Annotated in this window: 19 protein-coding genes; 14 read left to right on the top strand and 5 right to left on the bottom strand. The window is 65.7% G+C overall.

Annotated elements, in window-relative coordinates; translation table 11 throughout:
- Positions 1-248: 248 nt before the first annotated feature.
- The 6 genes from dsrO to IOC61_RS17070 all read left to right on the top strand — a co-directional run bounded on the left by dsrO (position 249) and on the right by IOC61_RS17070 (position 8,420).
- Positions 249-1,025, top strand: coding sequence for a sulfate reduction electron transfer complex DsrMKJOP subunit DsrO (gene dsrO / locus IOC61_RS17095; protein ID WP_195689931.1), 777 nt, complete (start codon positions 249-251; stop codon positions 1,023-1,025).
- A complete protein-coding gene (gene nrfD / locus IOC61_RS17090; RefSeq protein ID WP_195689930.1) occupies positions 1,009-2,190 on the top strand; it encodes an NrfD/PsrC family molybdoenzyme membrane anchor subunit in 1,182 nt (393 codons plus the stop codon). The genes dsrO and nrfD overlap by 17 nt, the downstream gene beginning before the upstream one ends.
- Entirely contained in the window at positions 2,183-5,275 is a 3,093-nt protein-coding gene (locus IOC61_RS17085) for a molybdopterin dinucleotide binding domain-containing protein (RefSeq protein ID WP_195689929.1), read from the top strand. Before nrfD ends, IOC61_RS17085 begins: the two co-directional genes overlap by 8 nt.
- Positions 5,276-5,410: 135 nt before the next feature.
- Positions 5,411-6,277 (top strand): putative selenate ABC transporter substrate-binding protein, encoded by an 867-nt coding sequence (locus IOC61_RS17080; protein WP_195689928.1) that lies wholly within the window; start codon positions 5,411-5,413, stop codon positions 6,275-6,277.
- Positions 6,277-6,930, top strand: a complete 654-nt coding sequence (locus IOC61_RS17075; protein WP_195689927.1) for an ATP-binding cassette domain-containing protein — start codon at positions 6,277-6,279, stop codon at positions 6,928-6,930. The genes IOC61_RS17080 and IOC61_RS17075 overlap by 1 nt, the downstream gene beginning before the upstream one ends.
- Positions 6,931-6,932: 2 nt before the next feature.
- Positions 6,933-8,420, top strand: a complete 1,488-nt coding sequence (locus IOC61_RS17070; protein ID WP_195689926.1) for a PhnE/PtxC family ABC transporter permease — start codon at positions 6,933-6,935, stop codon at positions 8,418-8,420.
- Positions 8,421-8,432: 12 nt separating this feature from the next.
- On the opposite strand, the gene ilvD is transcribed toward IOC61_RS17070, so the two are convergent.
- Entirely contained in the window at positions 8,433-10,118 is a 1,686-nt protein-coding gene (gene ilvD, locus IOC61_RS17065) for a dihydroxy-acid dehydratase (RefSeq protein ID WP_195689925.1), read from the bottom strand.
- A gap of 174 nt (positions 10,119-10,292) precedes the next feature.
- On the opposite strand from ilvD, the gene IOC61_RS17060 reads away from it, so the two are divergent.
- The 8 genes from IOC61_RS17060 (at position 10,293) to IOC61_RS17025 (ending at position 17,936) form a co-directional block, all read left to right on the top strand.
- Positions 10,293-10,760: an Lrp/AsnC family transcriptional regulator gene (locus IOC61_RS17060; protein WP_229333214.1), complete on the top strand. Its 468-nt coding sequence runs from the start codon at positions 10,293-10,295 to the stop codon at positions 10,758-10,760.
- A complete protein-coding gene (locus IOC61_RS17055) occupies positions 10,690-12,411 on the top strand; it encodes an aminotransferase class V-fold PLP-dependent enzyme (RefSeq protein ID WP_195689924.1) in 1,722 nt (573 codons plus the stop codon). Before IOC61_RS17060 ends, IOC61_RS17055 begins: the two co-directional genes overlap by 71 nt.
- On the top strand, positions 12,408-13,862 hold the full coding sequence (locus tag IOC61_RS17050; protein WP_195689923.1) for an NAD(P)-binding domain-containing protein: 1,455 nt from the start codon (positions 12,408-12,410) through the stop codon (positions 13,860-13,862). The genes IOC61_RS17055 and IOC61_RS17050 overlap by 4 nt, the downstream gene beginning before the upstream one ends.
- A gap of 45 nt (positions 13,863-13,907) precedes the next feature.
- Positions 13,908-14,438 carry a CMD domain-containing protein gene (locus IOC61_RS17045; RefSeq protein ID WP_195689922.1) on the top strand — a complete coding sequence of 177 codons (531 nt, stop codon included), beginning with the start codon at positions 13,908-13,910 and terminating at the stop codon, positions 14,436-14,438.
- Positions 14,435-15,013: a peroxidase-related enzyme gene (locus IOC61_RS17040; RefSeq protein WP_195689921.1), complete on the top strand. Its 579-nt coding sequence runs from the start codon at positions 14,435-14,437 to the stop codon at positions 15,011-15,013. Before IOC61_RS17045 ends, IOC61_RS17040 begins: the two co-directional genes overlap by 4 nt.
- Before the next feature lie 64 nt (positions 15,014-15,077).
- Positions 15,078-16,067 (top strand): TRAP transporter substrate-binding protein, encoded by a 990-nt coding sequence (locus IOC61_RS17035; RefSeq protein WP_195689920.1) that lies wholly within the window; start codon positions 15,078-15,080, stop codon positions 16,065-16,067.
- A gap of 61 nt (positions 16,068-16,128) precedes the next feature.
- Positions 16,129-16,641, top strand: coding sequence for a TRAP transporter small permease (locus IOC61_RS17030; protein ID WP_195689919.1), 513 nt, complete (start codon positions 16,129-16,131; stop codon positions 16,639-16,641).
- On the top strand, positions 16,638-17,936 hold the full coding sequence (locus tag IOC61_RS17025; protein ID WP_195689918.1) for a TRAP transporter large permease: 1,299 nt from the start codon (positions 16,638-16,640) through the stop codon (positions 17,934-17,936). The genes IOC61_RS17030 and IOC61_RS17025 overlap by 4 nt, the downstream gene beginning before the upstream one ends.
- 167 nt (positions 17,937-18,103) lie before the next feature.
- Here IOC61_RS17025 and IOC61_RS17020 read toward each other — a convergent pair whose 3' ends face one another.
- The 4 genes from IOC61_RS17020 to IOC61_RS17005 all read right to left on the bottom strand — a co-directional run bounded on the left by IOC61_RS17020 (position 18,104) and on the right by IOC61_RS17005 (position 24,353).
- Positions 18,104-18,751: a DsbA family oxidoreductase gene (locus IOC61_RS17020; RefSeq protein WP_195689917.1), complete on the bottom strand. Its 648-nt coding sequence runs from the start codon at positions 18,749-18,751 to the stop codon at positions 18,104-18,106.
- A gap of 106 nt (positions 18,752-18,857) precedes the next feature.
- On the bottom strand, positions 18,858-19,445 hold the full coding sequence (locus IOC61_RS17015) for a peroxidase-related enzyme (RefSeq protein WP_195689916.1): 588 nt from the start codon (positions 19,443-19,445) through the stop codon (positions 18,858-18,860).
- Positions 19,446-19,547: 102 nt separating this feature from the next.
- Positions 19,548-22,664, bottom strand: coding sequence for a DUF3427 domain-containing protein (locus IOC61_RS17010; protein WP_195689915.1), 3,117 nt, complete (start codon positions 22,662-22,664; stop codon positions 19,548-19,550).
- 189 nt (positions 22,665-22,853) lie between these two features.
- Positions 22,854-24,353, bottom strand: a complete 1,500-nt coding sequence (locus IOC61_RS17005) for a CoA-acylating methylmalonate-semialdehyde dehydrogenase (RefSeq protein WP_195689914.1) — start codon at positions 24,351-24,353, stop codon at positions 22,854-22,856.
- Between the last annotated feature and the right edge of the window lie 91 nt (positions 24,354-24,444).

Genomic DNA, 24,444 nt, shown 5'->3' with positions numbered 1-24,444 from the left:
ATCGATGACCCTCCCCCGAACAGCGAACGCCCTGCCCTGCGCAGGGCGTTTTTTATTGTCTCCCCCTGTCAGAATAAACCTTAGTCACATCAGCACCTTGCGTGAACATTAAGCGATCATTAAGAGTTTGCTAACAAAATCTTGATCGACATCAAGCCTGGTCGCCTCCGCCGAGGGTAGCCTTCCGGTATCAGCCTTGTCCTTTCCATGCGCGGAAGATCCCGCCCCACCTAGCCACCGGAGGCGCCATGGACCCCATTCGCCGCACCCTTCTCGGCCAGCTGGCCCGCTTGAGTGCGGGGGCCGCCCTGATCCCGCTCGCAAGCGTCGCCAGCGCCGGCATCAACGACCAGCCACCGCGTCGCGAAGGCGACCCCACCAAGCGCTACGGCATGCTGATCGATCTGCGCCAGTGCATCGGCTGCCAGGCCTGTACCGTATCGTGCCATATCGAGAATGCCGCCCCGCTGGGCAACTTCCGCACCGTGGTGTCACAGTTCGAAGTGGAAGAGCAGAGCAGCGGAGAGGTGGCGACCTTCATGCTGCCCCGCCTCTGCAACCACTGCGAGAACCCGCCCTGCGTGCCGGTCTGCCCGGTGCAGGCCACCTACCAGCGCCAGGACGGCATCGTGGTGGTCGACAGCGACCGCTGCGTCGGTTGCGCCTACTGCGTCAACGCCTGCCCCTACGACGCCCGCTTCATCAACGAGCAGACCCAGACCGCCGACAAGTGCACCTTCTGCGCCCATCGCCTGGAAGCCGGCCTGATGCCGGCCTGCGTGGAGTCCTGCGTGGGCGGCGCGCGGATCATCGGCGACATGCGAGACCCCGACAGCGAGATCAGCCGCCTGATCGACAAGCACCGCGAGGAGCTGATGGTGCTGCAACCGGAAAAGAACACCCTGCCGCAGGTCTTCTACCTGGGAATGGACGAGCGCTTCACCACTCGCCCCCAGGCCGAGGCGGGCATCTGGGATGTGCTGGGAATGGATGGCAAGGAGGTGGGCTATGAGTTTGGTCACTGAGGTCGTCGTGCCACGCTACGGCATCGCCTGGTACCCCTGGGCGGTGCAGTATTTCTTCCTGATCGCCCTCTCCTACTCGACGCTATGGCTGGCCGCCCCGGGGCTGATCCTGGGCAAGAAGGCGTGGATGACCACCGCACGCATCGCGCTGCTGGCCTGTGTCTCCACTACCCTGGTGGCCCCCGTTGCCCTGCTGGCCGATCTGCATCAGCCGCTGCGCTTCTGGCACTTCTACGGTTACCCGACACCCTGGTCGTGGATGTCGCTGGGCAGCTTCCTGCTGCCGATGTACCTGGGTGCCGTGGTGCTGCTGGCCTGGCTGGCCTGGCGCCCCGCCCTCAAGGCACGCAGTCGCCAGGACGATGGCTGGTTCTCCACCGTGGCCGGCTGGATCGCCTGGGGCGAGTGGCAGGCGCCGCGTGCGGTGCTCGCACTCGTCGGCGCAGGGGCGTTGTTTGCCTCGCTGGGTATCATGCTCTACACCGGATTCGAGGTCGCCATCGTCAAGGGGCGTCCGCTGTGGAACACCAACTGGCTGCCGCCGATGTTTGTCGCCACCGGCATGATCGGTGGCTGTGGCCTGGTTCTGGTGCTCAATCGCATCTCATCCATTCGTCACCCTGACACCAACCGACAGATGCTTGCCATCCTGGTCGGCGCCTGCGTGGTCACCGGCTTCATCGCCCTGACCTGGTTCCTCGACGGCGTCAACGCCGTCTCGGGTTCGGTGGCCGCCGCGCTGGATTCGGTCAGCCAGAGCGCCGCCTGGCGCAGCACCGCCATCGAAGGCGGCATCGCCGGTGTACTGCTGGCCACCCTGGCCTTCGTCATGCGCCGCTCACCAACGCGCCGCAAGGCCATGGGCTGGATTCTCGGCCTGCTGGCCCTGCACGTCGCCTGGATGTTCCGCTGGGTGGTACTGATGAACGTCCAGACCGTGGCCCGCAACAGCGCCGGCTTCCACGATTATCACGTCGCCTTCGGCTCCTACGGCCTGCTCGGCATCATCGGCATCTTCGGCCTGTGGCTGACTGCCGTACTGCTGATCGACCTGTTCGTGCCCTGGCGCGAGGCCTCCAGCGACCCGCAGGCAGAGCCTGTCGCCACCGCGCCCGAGGCCACTCCCATCTCCGCATCATCCGAAGGAGCCCCCAGCCATGGATAAGTCACGTCGTCGTCTGCTCAAGGGTGCTGTCGCCGCCGGCGGCACGGCCACCTTCGCCGCCGGCTACTCCGGCCCGCTGGTCAAGATGGCCAAGGGGGTGACCGGCAGCGCCGGCGAGAAGCCGGATCATCACATCTACGGCAACGCCCTGGCGCCGGAATACCGGGTTGACCTGGAAAGCGGTGAACTGACGCTGAACCCCGATCAGCGCACCGCCTTCACCGTCTGCTACGGCTGCACTACCAAGTGCGGCGTGCGGGTACGTATCGACAACGAGAGCGACGAGGTGCTGCGTACCATCGGCAACCCCTATCACCCGCTCTCCTCCGACCCGCACCTGCCGATGCGCACCCCGGTGGCTGATGCGCTGAAGAGCGTCAGCGCCTATCAGGAGCAGGGCCTGGCCGGACGCTCGACCGCCTGCGCCCGGGGCAACGCCATGATTGCCCAGATGACCAGCCCCCACCGAGTCACCGACTGCCTCAAGCGGGTCGGCGGCCGTGGCGAGCGGCGTTGGGAACGTATCTCCTTCGAGCGCCTGATCGAGGAGGTCTGCGAGGGGGGGGACCTGTTCGGTGAGGGCCACGTTGACGGCCTGCGCGCCATCCACAACCATGACGAGCTGATCGACCCGGACAACCCCGAATACGGCCCCAAGGCCAATCAGCTGCTGATGATGGAGGCCACCGACTACGGCCGCTCGGCGCTGCTCAAGCGCTTCGCCTTCAACGCCTTCGGCACCCGCAACTACGGCCACCACGGCTCCTACTGCGGCCTGGCGTTTCGCATGGGCTCCGGCGCACTGATGGGCGACCTGGCCAAGAACGCGCACGTCAAGCCGGACTACACCAACGCCAGGTTTGCCCTGTTCATCGGCACCGCACCCAGCCAGGCGGGCAACCCCTTCAAGCGCCAGGGCCGGCTGCTGGCCGAGGCGCGCTCCACCGGCAGCCTGGACTATATCGTCATCGACCCGGGCCTCAACGCGGCGGCATCGCATGCCGCCGGCGAGCGCAGCCGCTGGGTGCCGATTCGCCCGGCCAGTGACACTGCCTTCGCCATGGCCATGATCCAGTGGCTGATCGAGCATGAGGCCTACGCCGCCGATTATCTGGCCATCCCCAGCCCTCAGGCCGCCGAGGCTGCCAACGAGAACGGCCATACCAACGCCACTCATCTGGTGATCGAGACCGACGGACATCCGCGCCGGGGCCACTTCCTGCGCCTCTCCGACCTGGGCCGAGCCGAAGCCGACAGCGACGCCGACGACCTGGTGGTGGTGGACGCCGACGGCGAGCTCAAGCCCAGCGCCGAGGTGCGCAGGGCGACGCTGTTCGTCGAGCGTGACATCGAGGGCCCGGATGGCACTCTCCGGGTCAAGAGCAGCCTGACCAAGCTGCGCGACGCCGCCAACGAATACAGCCTGGAGGAGTACGCCGACCATTGCGGCATTGATGCCCGCCTCATTCAGCGTATCGCCGAGCGCTTCGCCGCCTATGGCCGTGACGCCGTGGTCGACACTCACGGCGGCATGATGAATGCCACCGGCTTCTACGGCGCCTACGGCATCATGATGCTCAATCTGCTGGCGGGCAGCTTCAACCGTCAGGGCGGCGCCGCCCTGGGCGGTGGCAAGTTCAACGGCACCGGCAGCGGCCCGCGCTATGACCTGTCGGATTTCCCCGGCAAGCGCGGGCCCAAGGGCGTGTTCGTGTCGCGCAGCCGCTTTGCCTACGAGAACACCTCGGAGTACAAACGCAAGGTGGCCGCCGGCGAGAACCCCTACCCGGCCAAGGCGCCGTGGCGCTCCCTGGCACCACCCATCCTCACCGAGCAGCTCTCCTCGGCGCTGGATGGCTACCCCTACAGGATCAAGGCGGTGATCGGCTGCATGGCCAACCCCCTCTACGGCCAGGCCGGTCTCGAGAGCACCATCGGCGAAAAGCTCAAGGACCCGCGCAACCTGGGACTTTACGTGGCCATCGACGGTTTCATCAACGAGACCAGCCGCTATGCCGACTACATCGTGCCGGACTCGGTGATGTACGAGGTGTGGGGCTTTACCGGCGCCTGGAGCGGCACCCTGACCAGGATGACCACCGCCTGCTGGCCCATCGTCGAGCCGCGTCAGCAGAAGACCGCGGAGGGCGAGCCGGTCAGCATGGAGAGTTTCTTCATCGCCGCGGCAAAACGGCTGGGACTGCCCGGCTTCGGTGACAAGGCGATCCCCGACGCCGGGGGCAGGCTACATCCGCTCAACCGCGCCGAGGACTTCTTCCTGCGCGCGGCGGCCAATATCGCCTACCAGGGCGAACCCCTTCCCGCGGCGAGCGACAGCGATATCCGGCATGGCGGCATCGAGCCACTGCTCGGCAAGCTCGAGCGCACCCTGCCGGAGAACGAGCGCGGTCCGGTGGCCTATCTCTATGCCCGGGGCGGGCGTTTCGAAGAACACAGCGCCGCCTACAAGGGCGACAAGAAGCTTGGCCACGCCTGGTCGCGGCCCCTGTGTGTCTACAACCCCAAGGTGGGTACCGCCTTCAACAGCCAGACCGGCGAGCGCCTGGCCGGCACCCCCCGTTTCCAGAAGGCCGAGATGTCCGACGGGCGTCTGATGCGCGAGGTCTACCCGGAGGAGGAGTGGCCGCTGCTGGCGTTCTCCTACAAGTCCAACATCATGAACTCCTACGCCATCGGACTGGAGCGGTTGCGCATGATCAAGCCCTACAACCCGGTGCTGCTGCATAGCGAGGACGCGGCTCGTCACGGTATCCAGCATGGCGATACGGTGCGCATCGAAAGCCCCGGCGGCGCGCTGACCGCCCTCGCGCTGGTCAGCGACGGCGTGATGAAGGGGGCCCTGGGCATCGAGCACAGCTACGGTCACACCGAGCTGGGCGCCAGCCAGCACCTCATCGACGGCGAAGCCTTCTCCGGCAATGAATGGGTCGGCGCCGGCGTCAACATCAACGATCTGGGCTTCGCCGACCCGACTCGCGAGGTCGCCGGCACCTGGCTCGAGGGCGTCAGCGGCGCCTCCGTGCGTCAGGGCCTGCCGATCCGGGTTTCCCGTATCGAGGCCTGAGGAACGGCGCTTCATCCTTCCCGAGTGCGAAGCGCCGCCCCATGCACTCGACCCGATAGCCGGGCGCACCGACATCGGACGCCCGGCGTTTTTTCGGTATCATGGCAACGGACCATTTCCGACCAGGACACCCCCATGCTCCGACGCCTCGCCCGCGTGCTGCCCGTGGCTCTGCCGCTGCTGTTTGCCGCTCCTCTTGCCGCTGCCGCTCCCTTCGTGTTCACCGCCATTCCCGACGAGGACGAGACACGCCTGCAGCAGCGCTTCCAGAAGGTCGCCGACTATCTCGCCGACGAGCTCGAGGTCGAGGTACGCTTCGTGCCGGTGAAGTCCTACGCCGCGGCGGTCACCGCCTTTCGCAACGACCAGGTGCAGCTGGCCTGGTTCGGCGGGCTCTCGGGCGTCCAGGCCCGCGAGCGCGTGCCCGGCTCCCGGGCCCTGGCCCAGGGGGTCGAGGATGCCGAGTTCCGGACCTACTTCATCGCCCACGAGAGCACCGGCCTGGAAGAGGACGCGGGGCTGGTCGAAGCCATGCGCGACATGACCTTCACCTTCGGCGCCAAGGGCTCCACCTCCGGACGCCTGATGCCCGAACACTACCTGCGCGAGGCCTTCGGCGAGGCCCCGGAGGAGCTCTTCTCCCGCGTCGGCTTCAGCGGCAACCACAGCCGCACCGCCTCGCTGGTCGCCTCCGGCGCCTACCAGCTGGGGGCCCTCAACTACACCGTGTGGGAGAACGAGCTCGACGCCGGCAATATCGATACCGACAGCGTCAGGGTGGTATGGAAGACCCCGGCCTATCCCGATTACCAGTGGACGATTCGCGGTGATGTCGACGAGCGCTTCGGCGAGGGCTTCGCCGACCGCGTCCAGCAGGCGCTGCTCGGCATGGAGGATCCCGCCCTGCTGGAGAGCTTCCCGCGCTCCGGCTTTATCCCGGTGGGCAATGACGACTACGAGATCATCCGTCAGGTCGGCCAGCAGCTCGACATCCTCGATTGATGACCTCGCTGGCTCTCACGGATGTGGTGGCCGATTACGGCGGGGAGCGCGTGATCGGCCCGCTCGATCTGACGCTTGCCCGCGGCGAACGCGTCGCCCTGGTGGGCAGGAGCGGCGCCGGCAAGTCGACGCTGCTGGGTGTCATGCAGCAGCGCTGGCGCCATCACGGTGCCGCCCTGATGCCCCAGCAGCTGGGCCTGGTACCCTCGCTGAGCGTGTTCCACAACGTCTATATGGGCGGACTCGCCCGGCACCCCACCTGGTACAACCTGATTACCCTGGCGCGCCCCTTCCGCCGTGATATCGACGCCATCATGCCACTGCTCGAACGCTTGGATATCGCCGACAAGTGCTGGGCCGCGGTCGGCGAGCTCTCCGGTGGCCAGAGCCAGCGCGTCGCGGCCGCCCGCGCGCTCCATCAGCGGGGCGACCTGCTGCTGGCCGACGAACCGATATCGGCGCTCGACGGCCCGCTGGCCGAGCGGGTGCTGGCCGCGCTGGGCGAGGCCTATCCCACCTCGGTGGTGGCCCTGCACGACGTGGAGCTGGCCCTGCGCTTCACCGACCGGGTCGTGGGCATCGCCGATGGCAGGATCGCCCTGGACGAGGCCAGCCACCGATTGAGCGCCCGGGATCTGCTGGTGCTCTACTGACCATGTGGCGATCGAAAACCGTACGCACCAGCCTGGGCTTCGTTGCGCTGGCCCTCGTCTGCCTCGCCCTGGCCGACCTCCAGATCAGCGCCCACGCCCCCTGGGCGGAGCTGGGCCGCCTGCTGCAGGGGCTGGCGCGACCGGATTTCACGGCGGTGGACTATCTCGGCACGGCGGTCGTGCGCACCCTGGCCTTTGCCTTCGTCGGAGTGGGGGCAGGCGCCGCGGCGGGCCTGCTGCTGGCGCTGCTGTTTCAGCATCGCGCGGTGCGCACCAGCTGCGCCTTTATCCGCGCCATTCACGAGCTGTTCTGGGCGCTGATCTTCCTGCAGTTCTTCGGTCTGCACCCGCTGACCGGGGTGCTCGCCATCGCCATTCCCTATGCAGGCATCTTCGCCAAGGTGTATGCCGAGATTCTCGACGAGAGCGACCCCCAGCCGTCGAAGGTGATCCCCCACGGCAGCGGCAGGGTCTCGGCCCTCCTCTACAGCCGTTTCAGCCAGGCCTGGCCCCACCTGGCGACCTACACCGCCTACCGGCTGGAGTGCGGCCTGCGCTCCAGCGCCGTGCTGGGCTTCGTGGGCATGCCCACCCTGGGTTTCTACCTCGAGTCCTCGTTCGCCCAGGGACACTACACCACGGTGGGTGCGCTGCTGCTGCTGTTCTATGGACTGATCGGCACCCTCAGGCTCTGGGCCCGCCCGCGCCTGCTGCCGCTCTACCTGCTGGCCGCCCCCTTCATGCTCGGCGACGGCCTGCCGATTCGCTGGCAGAGCGTCTCACGCTTCTTCACCGAGGATATCGTTCCCGAGCCTCTGCGCCAGGGCGAGGGGCTCGCCGGGCTCCTCCCCTGGCTGGGGGAGCTGCTGGTCGACGAGGCGCTGCCGGGCATCTGGAACACCCTGCTGCTGACCCAGATCGCCCTGGTGGCGACGGGGCTGCTGGCGCTCATGCTCTATCCGCTGGTCTCGCAGCACTTCACGGGACGCCACGCCAGCGGCCGGATACGCGGTGCGCTGGGTCACGGCGTGCTGGTGGTCCTGCGCTCGACCCCGGAATACCTGCTGGCCTTTATCCTGCTGCAGCTGTGGGGCCCGTCGATGCTGCCGGCGGTGGTGGCGCTGGCGATCCACAACGGCGGCATCATCGGCCACCTGGTGGGCCAGCGCAGCAACGCGATCACGCTGCGCGCCGACGCTCCCCACGGCATCGAGCGCTACGCCTTCGAGTTGACGCCGCGACTCTACGGGCCCTTCCTGGCCCTGCTGTTCTACCGCTGGGAGATCATCATGCGCGAGACCGCCATCCTCGGCATCCTCGGCATCGCCACCCTGGGCTTCCATGTCGACAGCGCCATCCAGGAGATCCGCTTCGACCGGGCGATGATCCTGATCCTGATCACCGCCCTGCTCAATATCGGCGTGGATATCCTGGCGCGCCGCCTGCGCAACCGGCTGCGCCTGCGGCACACCGCCAGCTGCGAACCCTGATGCCTCCCGACGCTACTCCGGAAGGTCGGTCAGCGCCCCGGTGCTAGCCGAGCTGACCAGCCGGGCGTACTTGGCCAGCACCCCACGGGTGTAACGCGGCTCAGGCGGCTGCCAGGCGGACTTGCGGCTCTCCAGCTCCTCGACGGTGAGGGCGACGTCGATGGTGTCGGCCTCGGCATCGATGGTGATCCGGTCACCATCCTCCACCAGGGCCAGGGGTCCACCGTCGAACGCCTCGGGGGTCACGTGGCCCACCACGAAGCCGTGGCTGCCGCCGGAGAAGCGCCCGTCGGTGATCAGCGCCACCTCGCTGCCGAGCCCCCGGCCCATGATCGCCGAGGTGGGGGTGAGCATCTCGCGCATGCCGGGGCCGCCTCGCGGTCCCTCGTAGCGGATCACCACCACGTCTCCCGCCACCACGCTGCCATCGTTGATGCCTGCCTGGGCCTCCTCCTCGGAGTTGAACACCCGCGCCGTGCCGGCGAAGCGCGTGCCCTCCTTGCCGGTGATCTTGGCCACCGCCCCTTCCGGCGCCAGATTGCCATGCAGGATACGCAGATGGCTCTCCGCCTTGATGGGGTTGTTCAGCGCCGCGATGATCCGCTGGTCATCAGGATAGGGGGCCACATCGGCCAGGTTCTCGGCCAGGGTCCTGCCGGTCACCGTCAGACAGTCGCCGTGCAGGAGGCCGGCATCGAGCAGCATCTTCATCAGCGGCTGGATGCCGCCGATCGCCACCAGCTCGCTCATCATGTAGTGGCCACTGGGGCGCAGGTCGGCCACCACCGGCACGCGCTTGCCGATCTCGGTGAAGTCGGCGAGCGACAGCTCGACGCCGATGGTGCGCGCCATGGCGATCAGGTGCAGCACCGCATTGGTGGAGCCGCCCAGGGCGATCACCACGCTGATGGCGTTCTCGAAGGCCTGGCGGGTCATGATGTCCGAGGGCTTGAGGTCGCGCTCGAGCAGTTCGAGCACCGCGGCACCGGCCGCATCGCAATCCTCGCGCTTGTCGTTGGAGACGGCGTTCTGGGCCGAGCTGCCCGGCAGGCTCATGCCCAGCGCCTCGATGGCCGATGCCATGGTGTTGGCGGTATACATGCCGCCGCAGGAGCCGGGGCCGGGTATCGCGGTCTCCTCGATCTGCTTGAGCTCGATCAGGTCGATATCACCCCGACCATGAGCGCCCATGGCCTCGAACACCGAGACGATATCGGTGTGGTTCTTGCCGGGCTGGATGGTGCCGCCGTAGACGAACACACTGGGACGATCGAGGCGCGCCAGGCCCATCAGACAGCCGGGCATGTTCTTGTCACAGCCCCCGATGGCCACCAGGCCATCGAAGCCCTCGCAGCCGGCCACCGTCTCGATGGAGTCGGCGATCACCTCCCGCGACACCATCGAGTACTTCATGCCCTCGGTACCGTTGGCGATGCCGTCGGAGATGGTGATGGTGTTGAAGATCACCCCCTTGCCGCCGGCGCTGTCCGCCCCGTCGCTGGCGTGACGCGCCAGCTCGTCGATATGGCTGTTGCAGGGGGTGAGGTTGCTCCAGGTCGAGGCGATGCCCACCTGGGGCTTCGCGAAGTCCTCGTCCTGAAAGCCTACCGCTCGCAACATGGCACGGCTGGCCGCCTTGCCGGGGCCATCCACCACCCGGGCGGAGTGGCGGCGGATATCTTTCGGGGAATCGGACATGACAGGTCTCCTGAGCATACAAGCAATGACGACCTATTAGAGTGGACTGCGAAGCCAACGGCTGTCCATGGCGACGGCTGTCCATGGTGATGCGTCTGCAGTAGCGCACCTTGACCTGCCGCCCCCTTTTGCCTGAAATAAAATTTCTAAAAGACGGGAAAATCAGGAAATATCATGCCAATCGACAGCTTTGACTCCAAAATCCTTGATCAACTTCAGCGCGATGCTAGCTTATCCATTGCAAAGATCGCTGACCGCGTCGGCCTGTCGCCGACCCCCTGCTGGCGGCGAATTCAGCGCCTAGAGAAGGAAGGCTTCATCGAACGGCGTGTCGCGGTGCTCAACCCCGTGAAGCTGGGCCTGGGGTTGACCGTGTTCGTGATGATCAAGACCGACAAGCACAACCAGGCCTGGCTGGACCGCTTTCAGGCGGTCACCCAGGCGCTCGATGAGATCATCGAGGTCAATCGCCTGGCCGGCGAGTACGACTATCTGCTCAAGGTGATCACCCGTGACAACCAGTCCTTCGACGCCTTCTACAAGCGACTCATTTCCAGAATCGAGCTGAGCAATGTCACATCCTGTTTCTCCATGGAGCACGTCAAGCGCACCCACGCCCTCCCCCTCTCCACGGGCCAATGAGTGGGTCGCGCGCATCCGTCACGACATCATCGGCGAAGGCCGAGCCATTCCCGGCCCCTTCGGACCGCGCCCCCAGGTCTACACCGACTACACTGCCTCGGGCCGTGCCCTGCACATGATCGAGCGGGTCATCCAGGAGGAGGTGCTGCCCAACTACGGCAACACCCATACCGAGACCTCCTACACCGGGATGCGCACCACCCGGCTGCGCGAGGCGGCCCGTCAGGCCGTGCGCGAGGGAGTGGGGGCCGGCCCCGAACACGCGGTGATCTTCGCCGGGAGCGGCGCCACCGCGGCCATCGACCGCTTCTCGCGCATTCTCGACCTGCCCGGCCTGCACCGGCCGGCCGAAGCGGCACGCCCGGTGATCTTCATCGGCCCCTTCGAACACCACTCCAACGACCTGGCCTGGCGCGAGGCCGATGCCGACCTGGTACGCATCCCGCTTGACGCCGACGGCCTGCCCGACCTGGTCGAGCTGGAGCGCGCGCTCCAGGCCCATGCCGAGCGGCCCCTGAAGGTGGCGGCCTTCTCCGCGGCCTCCAACGTTACCGGCGTGCTGACCGACGTGCGCCAGCTGGCCGCGCTGGTCCACCGCCACGGCGGCATCCTGGCCTGTGACTATGCCGCCGCCGGCCCCTATGTGCCGATCGACATGGCGGAAAGCGCCCCCGGCGCCAACGATCATATCGACGCCATCTTCCTGTCGCCGCACAAGTTCATCGGCGGGCCCGGCACCTCCGGCGTCCTGGTCATCGACCGCGCCCTGTGCCGCAACGCCGTGCCCGGTGTGGCCGGTGGCGGCACCGTCTCCTATGTGACCGACGGCGAACACCACTACGTCACCGACCCCGAACGGCGCGAGGAGGGTGGCACCCCCGGCATCGTCGAGAACATTCGCACCGGGCTGGTCTTCACCCTCAAGCAGCAGGTGGGGGCTGCGCACATTGCCGAACTCGAGACGGCATTGACCCAACGAGCCATGGAGCGCTGGTCGCGACTCGACAACCTACACATCCTGGGGCCGCGGCACACCCCGCGCCTGGGCATCGTTTCGTTCAATATCTCCGCCGGGTCGCGCCTGCTGCACCATAACCTGGTGGTGGCACTGCTCAATGACCTGTTCGGTATCCAGGCCCGGGGCGGCTGCTCCTGCGCCGGTCCCTATGCTCACTCCCTGCTGGACATCAGTGAGACCCAGGCCCGACAACATGCCGAACTAGTCCATAAGGGAAAAAGCTTATTCCGCCCAGGCTGGGTAAGACTCGGTTTTAATTACTTCTTTAACAGTGAGACGGCTTGCTATATTATCGATGCCGTCGAATTTATCGCCCGTCATGCCGCCGTGCTGATGCGGCTCTATCGTGTCGATGTGCAGAGTGGTACCTGGCGTGCTCGCCAGGCTCAGGCGCCCTGCGAAACGCCCTCGCTGAGCGCTCTGCTGAGCCCCGACGCACCCCACCCCGAACCGACTCCGCCAGACTTCGAGCAGTGCTTCGCCCAGGCTCAGGCGCTGGTCGATAGCGCGCGCACGTCTGTCATCGAGCCGCCCCCGAGCAGCTGTAAAGACGAAGAGGCGCTGCGCTGGTTCTGGTGGCCACACGAATCCGGCGAGGCCGCCTCCGCCCAAGACGAGAAGATGACTCCATGACCCAGACGCCATCCTTCGCCACCGCCGGCCTCGACCAGCTCAACGCCCGGGTGCGCCACGACCTGGCGTGTCTCAATCTGCCCGCCGCCAACTGGGTGCCCTCCCGGCACACGGCCACTGGCAGGCATGTCCACGACGTCGTGATCATCGGTGGTGGCCAGTGCGGCATGGTGGCCGCCTTTGCCCTGCTCTCCGGCGGTATCCGCAACATCCGCATCCTCGACCGCAGCCCCGAGGGCCATGAGGGACCCTGGCTGGACTACGCGCGCATGGAGACGCTGCGCTCTCCCAAGACACTACCCGGCCCCAGCTACGGCATGGGCTCGCTGACGTTTCGCGCCTGGTACGAGGCCCAGTTCGGCAATGAGGCCTGGGAGGCCCTGGACAAGATCCCGCGCCCGATGTGGATGGACTACCTGCGCTGGTATCGCCGGGTGCTCGAGCTGCCCGTCGACAACGAGGTGAAGGTGGAGCATGTGCGCCCCGAAGGCGACCTGCTGCAGCTGGAGCTCTCAGGCCGCAACGCCCCCGATGAGCCCCTGTTCACCCGCAAGCTGATCATGGCGACCGGCCGTGAAGGCACCGGCGGTCCCAAGATTCCGGCCTTCGTCGACCCGCTGCCGCGCCACGTCTGGGCCCACTCCTCCGACGAGATCGACTTCGCCAGCCTGGCCGACAAGCGAGTGGTGGTGGTCGGCGTCGGTGCCTCGGCGGTGGACAACGCCGCCGAGGCGCTCGAGCATGGCGCCCGGGAAGTCCGCCACCTGATTCGCCGCCCGGCGATGCCCACCATCAACAAAATGATGGGCATCGGCTCGTTCGGTTTCACCCATGGCTACGCCGGGCTGCCCGACGAGTGGCGCTGGCGCTTCATGCACTACTCCTTCGTCACCCAGACGCCGCCGCCCCGCGGCTCGACCCTGCGCGTCAGCCGCCACCCCAATGCCCACTTCCACTTCAATGCCGGCGTCACCGCCACGCGCATGGAGGGCGACGAGATCGTCATCGAGACCTCCCGGGGCAAGGAGCTGCGTTGCGACTACCTGATCCTGGGTACCGGCTTTCAGATCGACCCCATGGCACGCACCGAGCTGGCCGGCTATGCCGATCGGATCCTGCTGTGGAAGGATCGCTACAGCCCGCCTGCGGAACTCGAGCACGCCGAGCTGGGCAACTTCCCCTATGTGGGGAGCGACTTCGCCTTCCAGGAGCGCCAGCCCGGCACTGCTCCCTGGCTTGGCAACATTCACTGCTTCAACTACGGCGCCTCGCTGAGCATGGGCAAGGTGAGCGGTGATATCCCCGGCATCAGCGAGGGCGCCAGCTGGCTGGCCAGCGCCATCGCCGCCCAGCTCTACCGGGAGGATATCGAGACCCACTGGCAGACCCTGCAGGCCTACGACACCCCCGAGCTGCTCGGCGACGAGTGGCAGCCCGAACCGCTGCCCTGATCTCGCGCCCGTGAACCATCGCCCCGTTATCGACAAGGAGTCGTCATGACCTCCCCCTCTTCATCCGCGGACTCGACTCCGCAGCACGTACTCGAGCAGGCCGCCGGCGTGGCGGCGGCCCAGAGGCCGCTGGGTGACGCCCTGGCACGGCGCCAGGCGCTGATGAGCCGCACCCAGGCCTCCTACGAAGCGGCCCTGCTGCCCGAGGATCCGGGCGGGCTCTCCCATGCCGAGCGTGCCGTGCTCGCCTGCCGCATGGCGCGGATCTGTCAGCAGTCCGGACTGACCGAGCACTACGCCGCCCTGCTCGACGAAAAAGGCAGCAGCGCCGAACTGGCCGTACTGGCCACGCCCGGCGCCCAGCCCCCGGCGGAGGACGCCCGGCTCATGGCCATCGTCGCCTATGTGGACCTCGTCACCGAGTCCCCTCGCGACGCCAGCCCCGAGGATATCCAGCGCCTGCAGCAGGCCGGCATCGCCGAGAGCGATATCGTGCGCCTGGCGGGTCTGGTCGCCTTCGTCAACTACCAGCTGCGCGTGGCCGCGGTGCTGGCCGTGATGGGAGAGCCGACATGAGCCGTGTGATCCGCAAGTTCACTACCCGTGTGCCCCAGTGGCGTCCGCACCTGACCCCGGTGGATCTCGACAACGCGACCCCGGCCCAGCGTGAGGCCCTCAAGGAGACCCCGTCGAACACCAAGGTCTCCGACTATGTACTGGTGCTGGCTCATGATCCCGAGTCGCTGCGCATTCGCACGGCGCTGTTCAACGGCATCATGTATGACCCCGACGGCCTGTCTCGTGCCGAGCGCGAGCTGGGCGCCGTGGCCGCCTCGTTCGTGAACCGCTGCATCTACTGCGCCGCCGTGCATGCCCAGCGCTACAACCAGCTGACCGGCGAGGACGCCGTGATGCAGGAGATCTTCTTCCACGGCGAGAAGGCCCGGCTCGACCCCCGCCAGCAGGCCATCCTGCGCTTTGCGGTGGGCCTGTCCGAATGCCCGCCGAAGGTCGGCGCCGATGACATCGCCAGCCTGCGCGAGGCCGGCCTCGACGAGCTGGAGATCCTCGACCTGACCCTGGCGACCACCCTGTTCGGCTGGGCCAACCGCCTGATGCACACCCTGGGCGAGCCGGTGGCCGCCTCCTGAACGACAACGAAACCCGCGCCGGCCTGCCGGCGCACCCCCTCTGACGACCAATGGAGCGCCTGTCATGGCCATAACAACACGTCTTACCCAGTTCACTCTGCTCTCCGCCGCCACCCTGCTGGCCGCCTCCCCCGCCCTGGCCCAGAAGCTGCGCCTGGCCACCGTGGTCAGTGCGCCCCACCCCTGGGTCGATGCCGCCGAGGCCTTCAAGACCGAGGTCGAGGAGGCGACCGACCAGCGGATCACCGTGGAGCTGTTCCCCGGCGGCCAGCTGGGCAATGACCAGACCGTGGTCGACGAGATCCGCATCGGCACCACCGACATGATCATCGGCGGGGTCCAGAACATCGCCCCCTACGTGCAGGACTTCGAGATCTTCAGTCTCAACTACCTGTTCGACGACATGGACGCCTTCCGTGCGGCCACCGACCCCGACTCAGCGGTGTTCGCCCACTTCGCCGAGGAGATGGAGAGCGCCGGCACCGGCCTCAAGCTGCTGGCACTGACCGGCGGCGGCACCCGCAACCTGAGCACCAACACCGGACCGGTCACCGAGCCTGCCGATCTGGACGACGTCAAGATGCGCATCACCGGCTCGCAGCTGGACGCCAAGATGTGGCAGGCGGTAGGCGCGCTGACCACCTCGCTGCCCTGGACCGAGATCTACACCGGCATGCAGACCGGGGTCATCGGCGCTTTCGAGAGCACCATCAGCGGCTTCTACTCCAGCCGTCTCTATGAAGTGGCGCCCTACCACGCCAAGACCGAACACCAGGTGATGATGAGTCACTTCTCCATCGGCGAGCGTAGCTTCTCGCGCCTCTCCGAGGAGGATCAGGCCATCGTGCTGGCCGCCGCCCAGCGGGCCGGCGAGCTGGGTACCGAAAAGGGGGTGGAGTACGACGCCGCCCTGATCGACACCCTGAAGGAGCAGGACGTGACAGTCACCGAGGTGGACAAGCAGGCCTTCATCGATGCCAGCGTGCCCCTTCATGACGAGTATGCCGCCGAGCGCGGTGTGGATGACCTGCTGACACTGATCCGCGAGCTGTAACAGTGCCGACACGGCCGCGGCATGCCCCCGCGGCCGTGTCGTTTCGGGAGAGCAACACGATATGCGGCGACTCAACGATCTTATCGAAACCCTGTTCCTGCTGGTGAGCGGGACCCTGTTCGCGGTCTTCATCACCACCATTCTGTATCAGGTACTGGCACGCAACTATCTGAAGATCTCGGTGGCCTGGTCCGACGAAGTGGCCATGGCCTGCTTCATCTGGTCGGTCTTCCTGGGCGCCGCGGTGGCACTACGCCGGCGCAGCCACTATGTGATCGAGATGCTGCCCCCTCGCTTCGCGATCACCAACCGGGCCCTGCGCCTGTTCGGCGGCCTGGCCTGCCTGCCCTTGATCTATGTACTGGTGGTCCACGGCCAGATCCTCACCGACATGGGCTGGGGGCGCCGCTCGGTATCGCTGGGCACCCCCATGGCCTACGTCTTCATGGCGATGCCGATCGCCGGCGTGGCCATGGCGCTGTTCTCCCTCGAGGTGCTCCACGAGGATATTCGCGCCCTGATCGGTCGACCCGCCTCGACGTCCACCGCAGCCGAGGAGAGCACCTGCTCATGAGTCCCATCGTTACGCTTATCGCCAGCTTCCTGCTGCTGATCGCGCTGAGCGTCCCCATCGCCTTCGCCATCGGCCTGGCCTCCATCATCACCATCTGGCAGCTCGATATTCCGCTGACCTCGGTGGTCAACCAGATGTTCGCCAGCATCAACTCCTTCCCGCTGCTCGCGGTACCGTTCTTCCTACTGCTGGGACGGCTGATGAACGATGGCGGCATCACCGACCGCCTGCTGCGCTTCGCCGACAGCACCGTGGGCCATATTCGCGGTGGCCTGGGCCATATCAACGTCATGGTGTCGATGATGTTCGCCAGCCTCTCCGGCTCGGCTGCCGCCGACACGGCCAGCGTCGGCGCGGTGCTGATCCCGGCCATGAAGAAGGCCGGCTACCCCTCGCCCTTCGCGGTGGCACTGACCGCCGCCTCCTCGGTGCTGGGCGGCATCATCCCGCCGTCGATCCTGATGGTGATCTACGGTGCCTTCGGCAACGTCTCGGTAGGCGCACTGTTCCTGGGCGGCGTGGTACCGGGGCTGCTGATCGGCCTGGCCCAGATGGGCTACGCCTACAGCGTGGCCCGACGCCACAACCTGCAGGCGGAGAGCGAGTTCTCGCTGCGCCAGGTCGCTCGCACCGGCCTGGTCGCCGCCCCGCCGATGATCCTGCCCATCGTGGTGCTGGGCGGCATCACCGCCGGGGTGTTCACCGCCACCGAGGCGGCCTCGGTAGCGGTGCTGGTGGGCCTGTTGCTGGCGGTGGTGTTCTATCGCGCCATCCGTCTGCGCGCCCTCCCCGGCATCCTCGCCGAGTCGGTGATCGCCTACTCGCTGCCGATGTTCGCCGTGGCTGCCGCCGGCATCATGGGCTGGCTGATCTCCTATCTCGGCATTGCCGACGAGGTGGCCCGCTTCATCCTCTCGGTCACCCAGACACGCATCGGCATCATGCTGATGGTCATGGCCTTCATGCTGATCATCGGTACCGTGCTCAGCCCGGTCACCGCGGTGATCATCTTCCTGCCGATCATCCAGAGCATCTGCGTGGCCGCCGACATCAACCAGATCCATATGGCGCTGATCGTGATCCTGTCGCTGACCCTGGGCCTGGTGACGCCGCCCTACGGCATCTGTCTGCTGATCGCCAGCCAGATCGGCGCGGTCTCCACCCCCCGGGCCTTCGTCGCCATCCTGCCGCTGATCGGCCTGGTGATGCTGATCATTATGGCCGGCATCCTGATCCCGGACCTGTTCCTATTCCTGCCCCAGACGATCATGCCCGAGGCGTTCGGCGGTCGCTGATCCCCGTCCTACGGCACCCCTGACACCAGCGACGCCCTGCCGGTCACCCCCGGCAGGGCGTCGTTGGTGTCAGGGGGCTACAGATCCAGGCCGGTTATCGGTGCCGACCGGATAACGCCAAGGGCCATCCCCCGGGCCGCGTCGGTACAATAAACCCACGCTGCCGGCTATGGCGACTCCGCGGCGATCTCCTGCAGTGCGCCCACCAGGGTGTCAGGCTCCTGCGCCCCGGCAATCAGGTACTTGTCGTTGATAATGAAGGCCGGAACGGACGAGACACCGGCATGCTGATAGCGGGCCTCATCCTCGCGCACGGCATCGGCATACTGCGCCGACTCAAGCACTTCCCCGGCGCCTTCCGGGGACAACCCCGCGGCCTCAACGCAGCGGACAAGCACATCGGGGTCCGAGACATCTTCCGCCCTGCCGAAATAGGCCTCGAACAGCGCCTGCTTCACGGCGGTGGCCTCGCCCTTCTCACCGGCCCACTTGACCAGCCGATGGGCATCGAAGGTATTGCAGGTGCGTCGCTCCTGGATCTTCGCGAAGTTGATGCCGAGCTCCTCCGCGATGGTCATCATCTGACCCTGAGACGCGCTCATCTCCTCCTCGCTGCGCCCATACTTGCGCGCCAGCGCCGGCAGGATCGGCTCCCCCTCTCCGCTCTGTTCAGGATTCAGCTCGAAGGCGTGCCAGCGGATCGTGAATGCGAACTCTGACGCCAGCCGCTGCATGGCCAGCTCCAGCCGAGCATAGCCGATGGCACACCAGGGGCAGGCAATATCCGAAACAATATCTATATCGATCTTCTTCATGACGGTCACACCTCCAATAACTGGTTGTTCGCCCGGTATATGACCCTTTTCGATGATTAGCCTACCAGCCTATACATCGCGCCAATCAATTATTGGAGCTCGCTGTCTACTTCTCCCGCGGTACCCGCCCCATCAGGTAGAACTCCTCGTTGGGTGGCGTGCCGGTCAGGGTGACCAGGCGGTTGGAGAGGCCGAAGAAGGCGGCGACGGCGCCGATATCCCAAATATCGTCGCGAGTGAAGCCGGCCGACTCCAGGCGAGTCTCCCACTCCTCGGTAAGCTCCCCCACCTCCAGGGCGCAGTACATCGCGAAGTCGAGCATGGTGCGATGCCGCTCGCTGATCGGCGCGGTGCGATGGTTGATCGCCACCTGGTCGGCCAGCAACGGGTCCTTGCTGTAGATACGCACCAGGGCACCGTGGGCCACCACGCAGTAGAGGCACCGGTTGCGGGCGCTGGTGGCCACCACGATCATCTCCTTCTCCGCCTTGGTCAGCGTATCGGACTCACGCTCCATCAGGGCGTCATGGTAGGCGAAGAAGGCGCGGAACTCGGCCGGGCGATGCGCCAGCATCAGGAAGACATTGGGCACGAAGCCGGCCTTCTCCTGCACCGCCAGGATGGCGTCGCGGATATCGTCGGGCAGGTCGTGGATCGACTCCGGTACGGGAAAACGGCTGATTGAACTGGTCATGGTGAGTCCTGGTTTGTGGTTGTTGTCGCCTCGCTCACGATATCAGCTTACGTTAACGTCAACACGCCTGCTAAAGTCGCATGCGGTTTGTCGAGGCCTCGGCTATGCCGGCCTCGCCTCCTCGAACATCCCGGCCGGCATGGGGTGGGCCAACTCCCAGGTCATGGCGATGGGCCGGTCCCCCTGAAGGCTCGTCAATGCCTTCGCGGGCCCCAGGAAGATAAAGGGTGCCGTTTCGCCCTCGATTCGCTTGGTCAAGCGTGCGAAGAAGAGAATGGTATAACCGCGTTCCTGAAAGTGGATGTAGTTCTGCCCCGTAGAGCTAAGCTGCGTGGTGTTCGACTGACTCTCCCAGTGAAGTAGCGTACGGCTGATGGGGTAGTCGCGATAACGCGTCGTGGGGGAAAAATCGCTGTCATCTTTCTGGAAGGTCACCAGGTGGATATAGGCGCGAATCTCCTTAGCATGGATCACCCCCACGCCGGTCGAGCCCGGCTTCTCCAAGCTTGCTAGCCCAAGTGCTGCCTTGATTTCTGCCATCCCATAGGCGCCATGCAATAGCAGCCCACAGTCGAATGGAAGATCGTTAAGGGGACGCAGCGGTACCTGCTGGTGGCCGCGTCGCCATGCAGCCACTTCTGCGGCATCTGCCGCCACATTGGGGTTATCTCGCCACTTGTGCAGCGACTGCTCGAGAGTGTCGATACCTACCAGACCGCCCTTCCTTCCCCACAGCAGATAGTGCAACGCCGTCTGTTGCGCGGTGTCGTAGCGCCCCAGCGCTTCCTCGACGCCCTCGGGTTGTCCCAGGGTTTCGATGGCCGTGAGCAGTTCGGGGTCGCTACGCAGTGCGATACGCGGCAACGCCTTGCGCGCCTGATCGAGATCGGGGTCCTCGGGCATCGCTCGCCGCTCCGCCAACGCCTTCCACTCGGTCCAGCTACGGCGTGACAGCACCTGGACAGGCGTCAGCCCGGTCGCCTCCAGGAAGCGTCCGAAGGTGAGCGGCTGCCCCACCTCTTCCGACCAGGTGCGCAGCGTCTCGGGAATAAAGTGGTTAAGGTCGGCCAGTACCGAGCGGATTTTGCCAAGCACTCGCTCTCGCGCCACCCGCTCGAGTTGGATGCTGCAGCCGGGCGGTAGGCTGGGAAAGTCGGCTTCCACCTCTCGATCCAGGCGTTGGCGCCGCCCGGTTAGCAAGGCCGTAAACCGGGTATCCAGTCGGTAGCGACGATGGGGTTGTCCAACGAAGTCCAGAACGGTGAGGCACTCCTTCCCTGGCGCATGACGAAGACCACGACCCAGCTGCTGCAGAAACACCGTCAGACTCTCGGTAGGGCGCAGGAACATCACTAGGTTGATATCGGGAACATCGACCCCTTCACTCAGTACATCGACGGTGAAGAGAAAGGGGAGTCTTCCTTCGCGGAACTCGCGCAGTCGCTCGGCACGCAGCTCGGTCGGCGTGTCACCAACAATCACGGCGGCCCGGTACGCTTCGCCCAGCCGGTTGAAGCACTCCGCCATATACTCGGCGTGGCGTACCCCGGCACAGAATCCTACGGCGCGCACACCGTGCAGGTCGGGCTGATAACGCTCCAAAGCCTGCACAACGGTATCCACCCGCTGCTTGGCACGGAAGTCGTCTCCGGTCAGCAGATGCTCCAGCTGACGAGCATCATATCGGCCGTTACGCCACAGGCTGTCATCGCTGAGATCGACGCTATCGCTGACCCCGAAGTAGTGAAAGGGACACAGCAGCTTCTCTTCGAGGGCCTCGGGGAGTCGAATCTCCGCAGCAAAGTCGCCATCGAAGTCCGGCAGGATGCTGCTTCCATCCATTCGCTCGGGCGTGGCCGTCAACCCAAGCAGCACGGCCGGCTCAAGCTCCTCGAGGAGTGCCCGATAGCTGCTGGCGGTCTCATGATGGGCCTCGTCGATCACCACATAGTGGAAGTGGTCGGCTCCCAATGATGCCCATGGCCGCTGTCTGTTCAGCATTTGAACCGAGGCAAATAAATGACGATGTTCCGTCGGCACGTACCCACCGACCCAGAGCTCACCGAAGTTCTGGTCGCGAAGCACGGTGCGGTAACAGGACTGAGCCTGCTCCAGGACCTCCTTGCGATGGGCAACAAATAGCAAAGGCACCTGACGCCCCTCCCGCTCGCAGATCCGCCGATAATCCAGCGCCGATATCACCGTCTTGCCGGTACCGGTGGCCGCGACCACCAGATTACGATACGAGCCGCGCTGGCGTGCTGCATCGATCGCCTCAAGAATTCTGAGCTGAAAAGGCCGTGGTGTGATTTCGGCAAAGAACGTTGCCCCTCTCTGCGCGCGCTCTTTATGGGCCGCGATCGCACGCCGAAATCGCGTGAAATCAGACTCCGTGTAGGGCTCAAACTCGTCGCTCTCCCAGTAGGCGGCAAACTCCGCCTCGAAGCGCTCAAGAATATGCGGCATGTCCTGGGCGGTAACCTTGACGGTCCACTCAAGCCCCTGGGTCATCGCCGAGTGAGACATATTCGCGGAGCCGATATAGGCGGTTGAATACCCACTTGCACGTCGAAAGTGATAGGCCTTGGCGTGCAGTCGCGTGCCACCGGTATCGTAGGAGACTCGCACGGTGACATTGGACTGTTGGGTCAGCCACTCCAGCGCCGTCGGGTCACTGGCCCCCATATAGCTGGTGGAGATCAAGCGAACCGGTATATTACGGTCGGCCAAGTGCTCGAAGGCGGGCATCAACAGCCTTAGCCCCGACCACTTGATAAATGACACCAGGATATCGACGCTATCGGCCGTAGCCATTTCGGCACGAAGCTCGTGCTCCAAGGGCGGGTCATGCCCCAGCCCGGTCAACAGAGCACTGGTCGCCAGTGGCGTAGCCGGTCGGGGCAGACGCTGGGCACCCTGCACCAGCTCGCCAAGCACCGGCTTATCCGTCTCCAGCAGTTTCTTTCGCGCCAGATAATCGAGGCCATCGGTAGCCGACATTAGCTCGATAAGGCGATTGAGAAGAGGAAGGCGATGATCGCCATCGACGATTCGCAAGGCTTGATGAAGTAACTGGCCGAGGAACTGGGCGTAGACGTGGGGAGCCGTCTCATCATCGAGCTTACGTAACACTGGCTTGAGATCAGGCTGCGCCTCCAGCTGCTCCCTGAGCTCTTCATCGAGAAGCCGCTCATAGAGGCCTTCCGGTAACCGTTCCATGGTGTTCCTCTCCCTGCCCTATCGACGGCTACCCAGGGTAGCAGCTATAGGGTCCGGCTGGGCGTCATGGCGACCCTCACTGCGAGCCCGCAGCCGGGCCACTTACTGGGTTCGCTGCCAGCGTCTACTTTGAACGCAGGCGGCCCCGCCTCTTTCGAGACGGGGCCGCTGTTCACTGGGCCGAAAGGATCAGCCCAGAGAGATGGTGCTGTTGATGCCGCTGGAGACGTTCTCGGGCTCGAACCAGCGAGCGGTTACGGTCTTGGTCTGGGTCCAGAAGGCGATGGCCTGCTTGCCGTTGGGGCCCAGGTCGCCGAGCTTGGAAGCACGCGAACCGGTGAAGCTGAAGTAGGCGACCGGCACCGGGATCGGCACGTTGATACCGATTTGGCCGACGTCGATATCGGTCTCGAAGCGACGCGCCACCCAGCCGGAGTTGGTGAAGATCGAGGTGCCGTTGCCGTTGGGGTTGGCGTTGATGAACTCGATCGCCTCGTCCAGGGTCTCGACACTTACCACGCAGAGCACGGGGCCGAAGACCTCTTCACGGTAGATGGTCATCTCCGGAGTGACGTCGGCGAACAGGGTCGGGCCGACGAAGTTGCCGTTCGGGTAGCCTTCCACCTCGTAGCCGCGGCCGTCGACCAGCAGCTTGGCCCCCTCCTTCTCGCCGGCGGTGATCAGGCGCTCGACGCGCTCCTTGGCCTGGGGCGAGACCAGCGGACCGAGGTCGGCGTCGGTCTGGGTGCCGGGGCCCACCTTCATGTTGCGGGCGCCCTCGACGATATCGTCCAGCCACTCGCGCGCCTCACCCACCAGCACCACCACGGAGTTGGCCATGCAGCGCTGGCCGGCGGCACCGAAGGCGGAGCCCAGCAGGTTGTTGATCGCCTGGCTGCGGTTGGCATCCGGCATCACGACACAGTGGTTCTTGGCGCCCATCATCGACTGCATGCGCTTGCCGGCGGCCGCGGCGCGGTTGTAGAGCAGCGAGCCCACGTGGGTGGAACCGATGAAGGAGAGCGCCTTGATGTCCTGGTGGTCGGCGATCTGGTTGGCCACGTCCGGGCCACCGTGAACCACGTTGAGCACGCCGGCCGGCACGCCCGCCTCGTGGGCCAGCTCGACGAGACGCATGGAGGAGCTGGGATCCTGCTCGGAGGGCTTGAGCACGAAGGTGTTGCCGGTGGCGATGGCCAGCGGGAACATGAAGCAGGGCAGCATGATCGGGAAGTTGAAGGCGGTGATGCCGGCGCCCACGCCCAGCGGCTGGTGCATGGTGTAGACATCCACCTCGTTGGCGGCATTCTCGGCCAGCTCGCCCAGCTGCAGGGAGGTGATCGAGCAGGCGTGCTCCACCACTTCCAGGCCGCGACCCACTTCACCGGCAGCATCGGGCAGGGTCTTGCCGTGCTCCTCGGTGATCAGCGCGGCCAGCTCATCGGTATGCTCGCGGATCAGCGCCTGCAGCTTGAGCATGATGCGCATGCGCTTGCCGAGCGGCACCTTGCGCCAGGTCTTGAAGGCCTCCTTGGCGCTGGCCACGGCACGCTCCACCTCCTCTGCGGTACAGAACGGCACCCGAGCCACCACTTCCTGGGTAGCGGGATTGACCACATCGCGCCACTCCTGGCTGGCGGACTGGATGGGCTGGCCGTCGATGTACATGGGGATTTCGCGGACTGACATGGGCGTGCTCCTCTGGATTGTCGCTACCGGCATCGAGTCGTGTCGGTGTCATGCTGTGGCTGGCGGAGGACTGGCTTGTCGTTGTGGGCCG

This window comes from Halomonas sp. KAO (genome assembly GCF_015595025.1).
Lineage (GTDB): Bacteria > Pseudomonadota > Gammaproteobacteria > Pseudomonadales > Halomonadaceae > Halomonas.
Note: the sequence above shows the minus strand (reverse complement) of the source record. Positions and strands in the feature narration are given on the sequence as shown.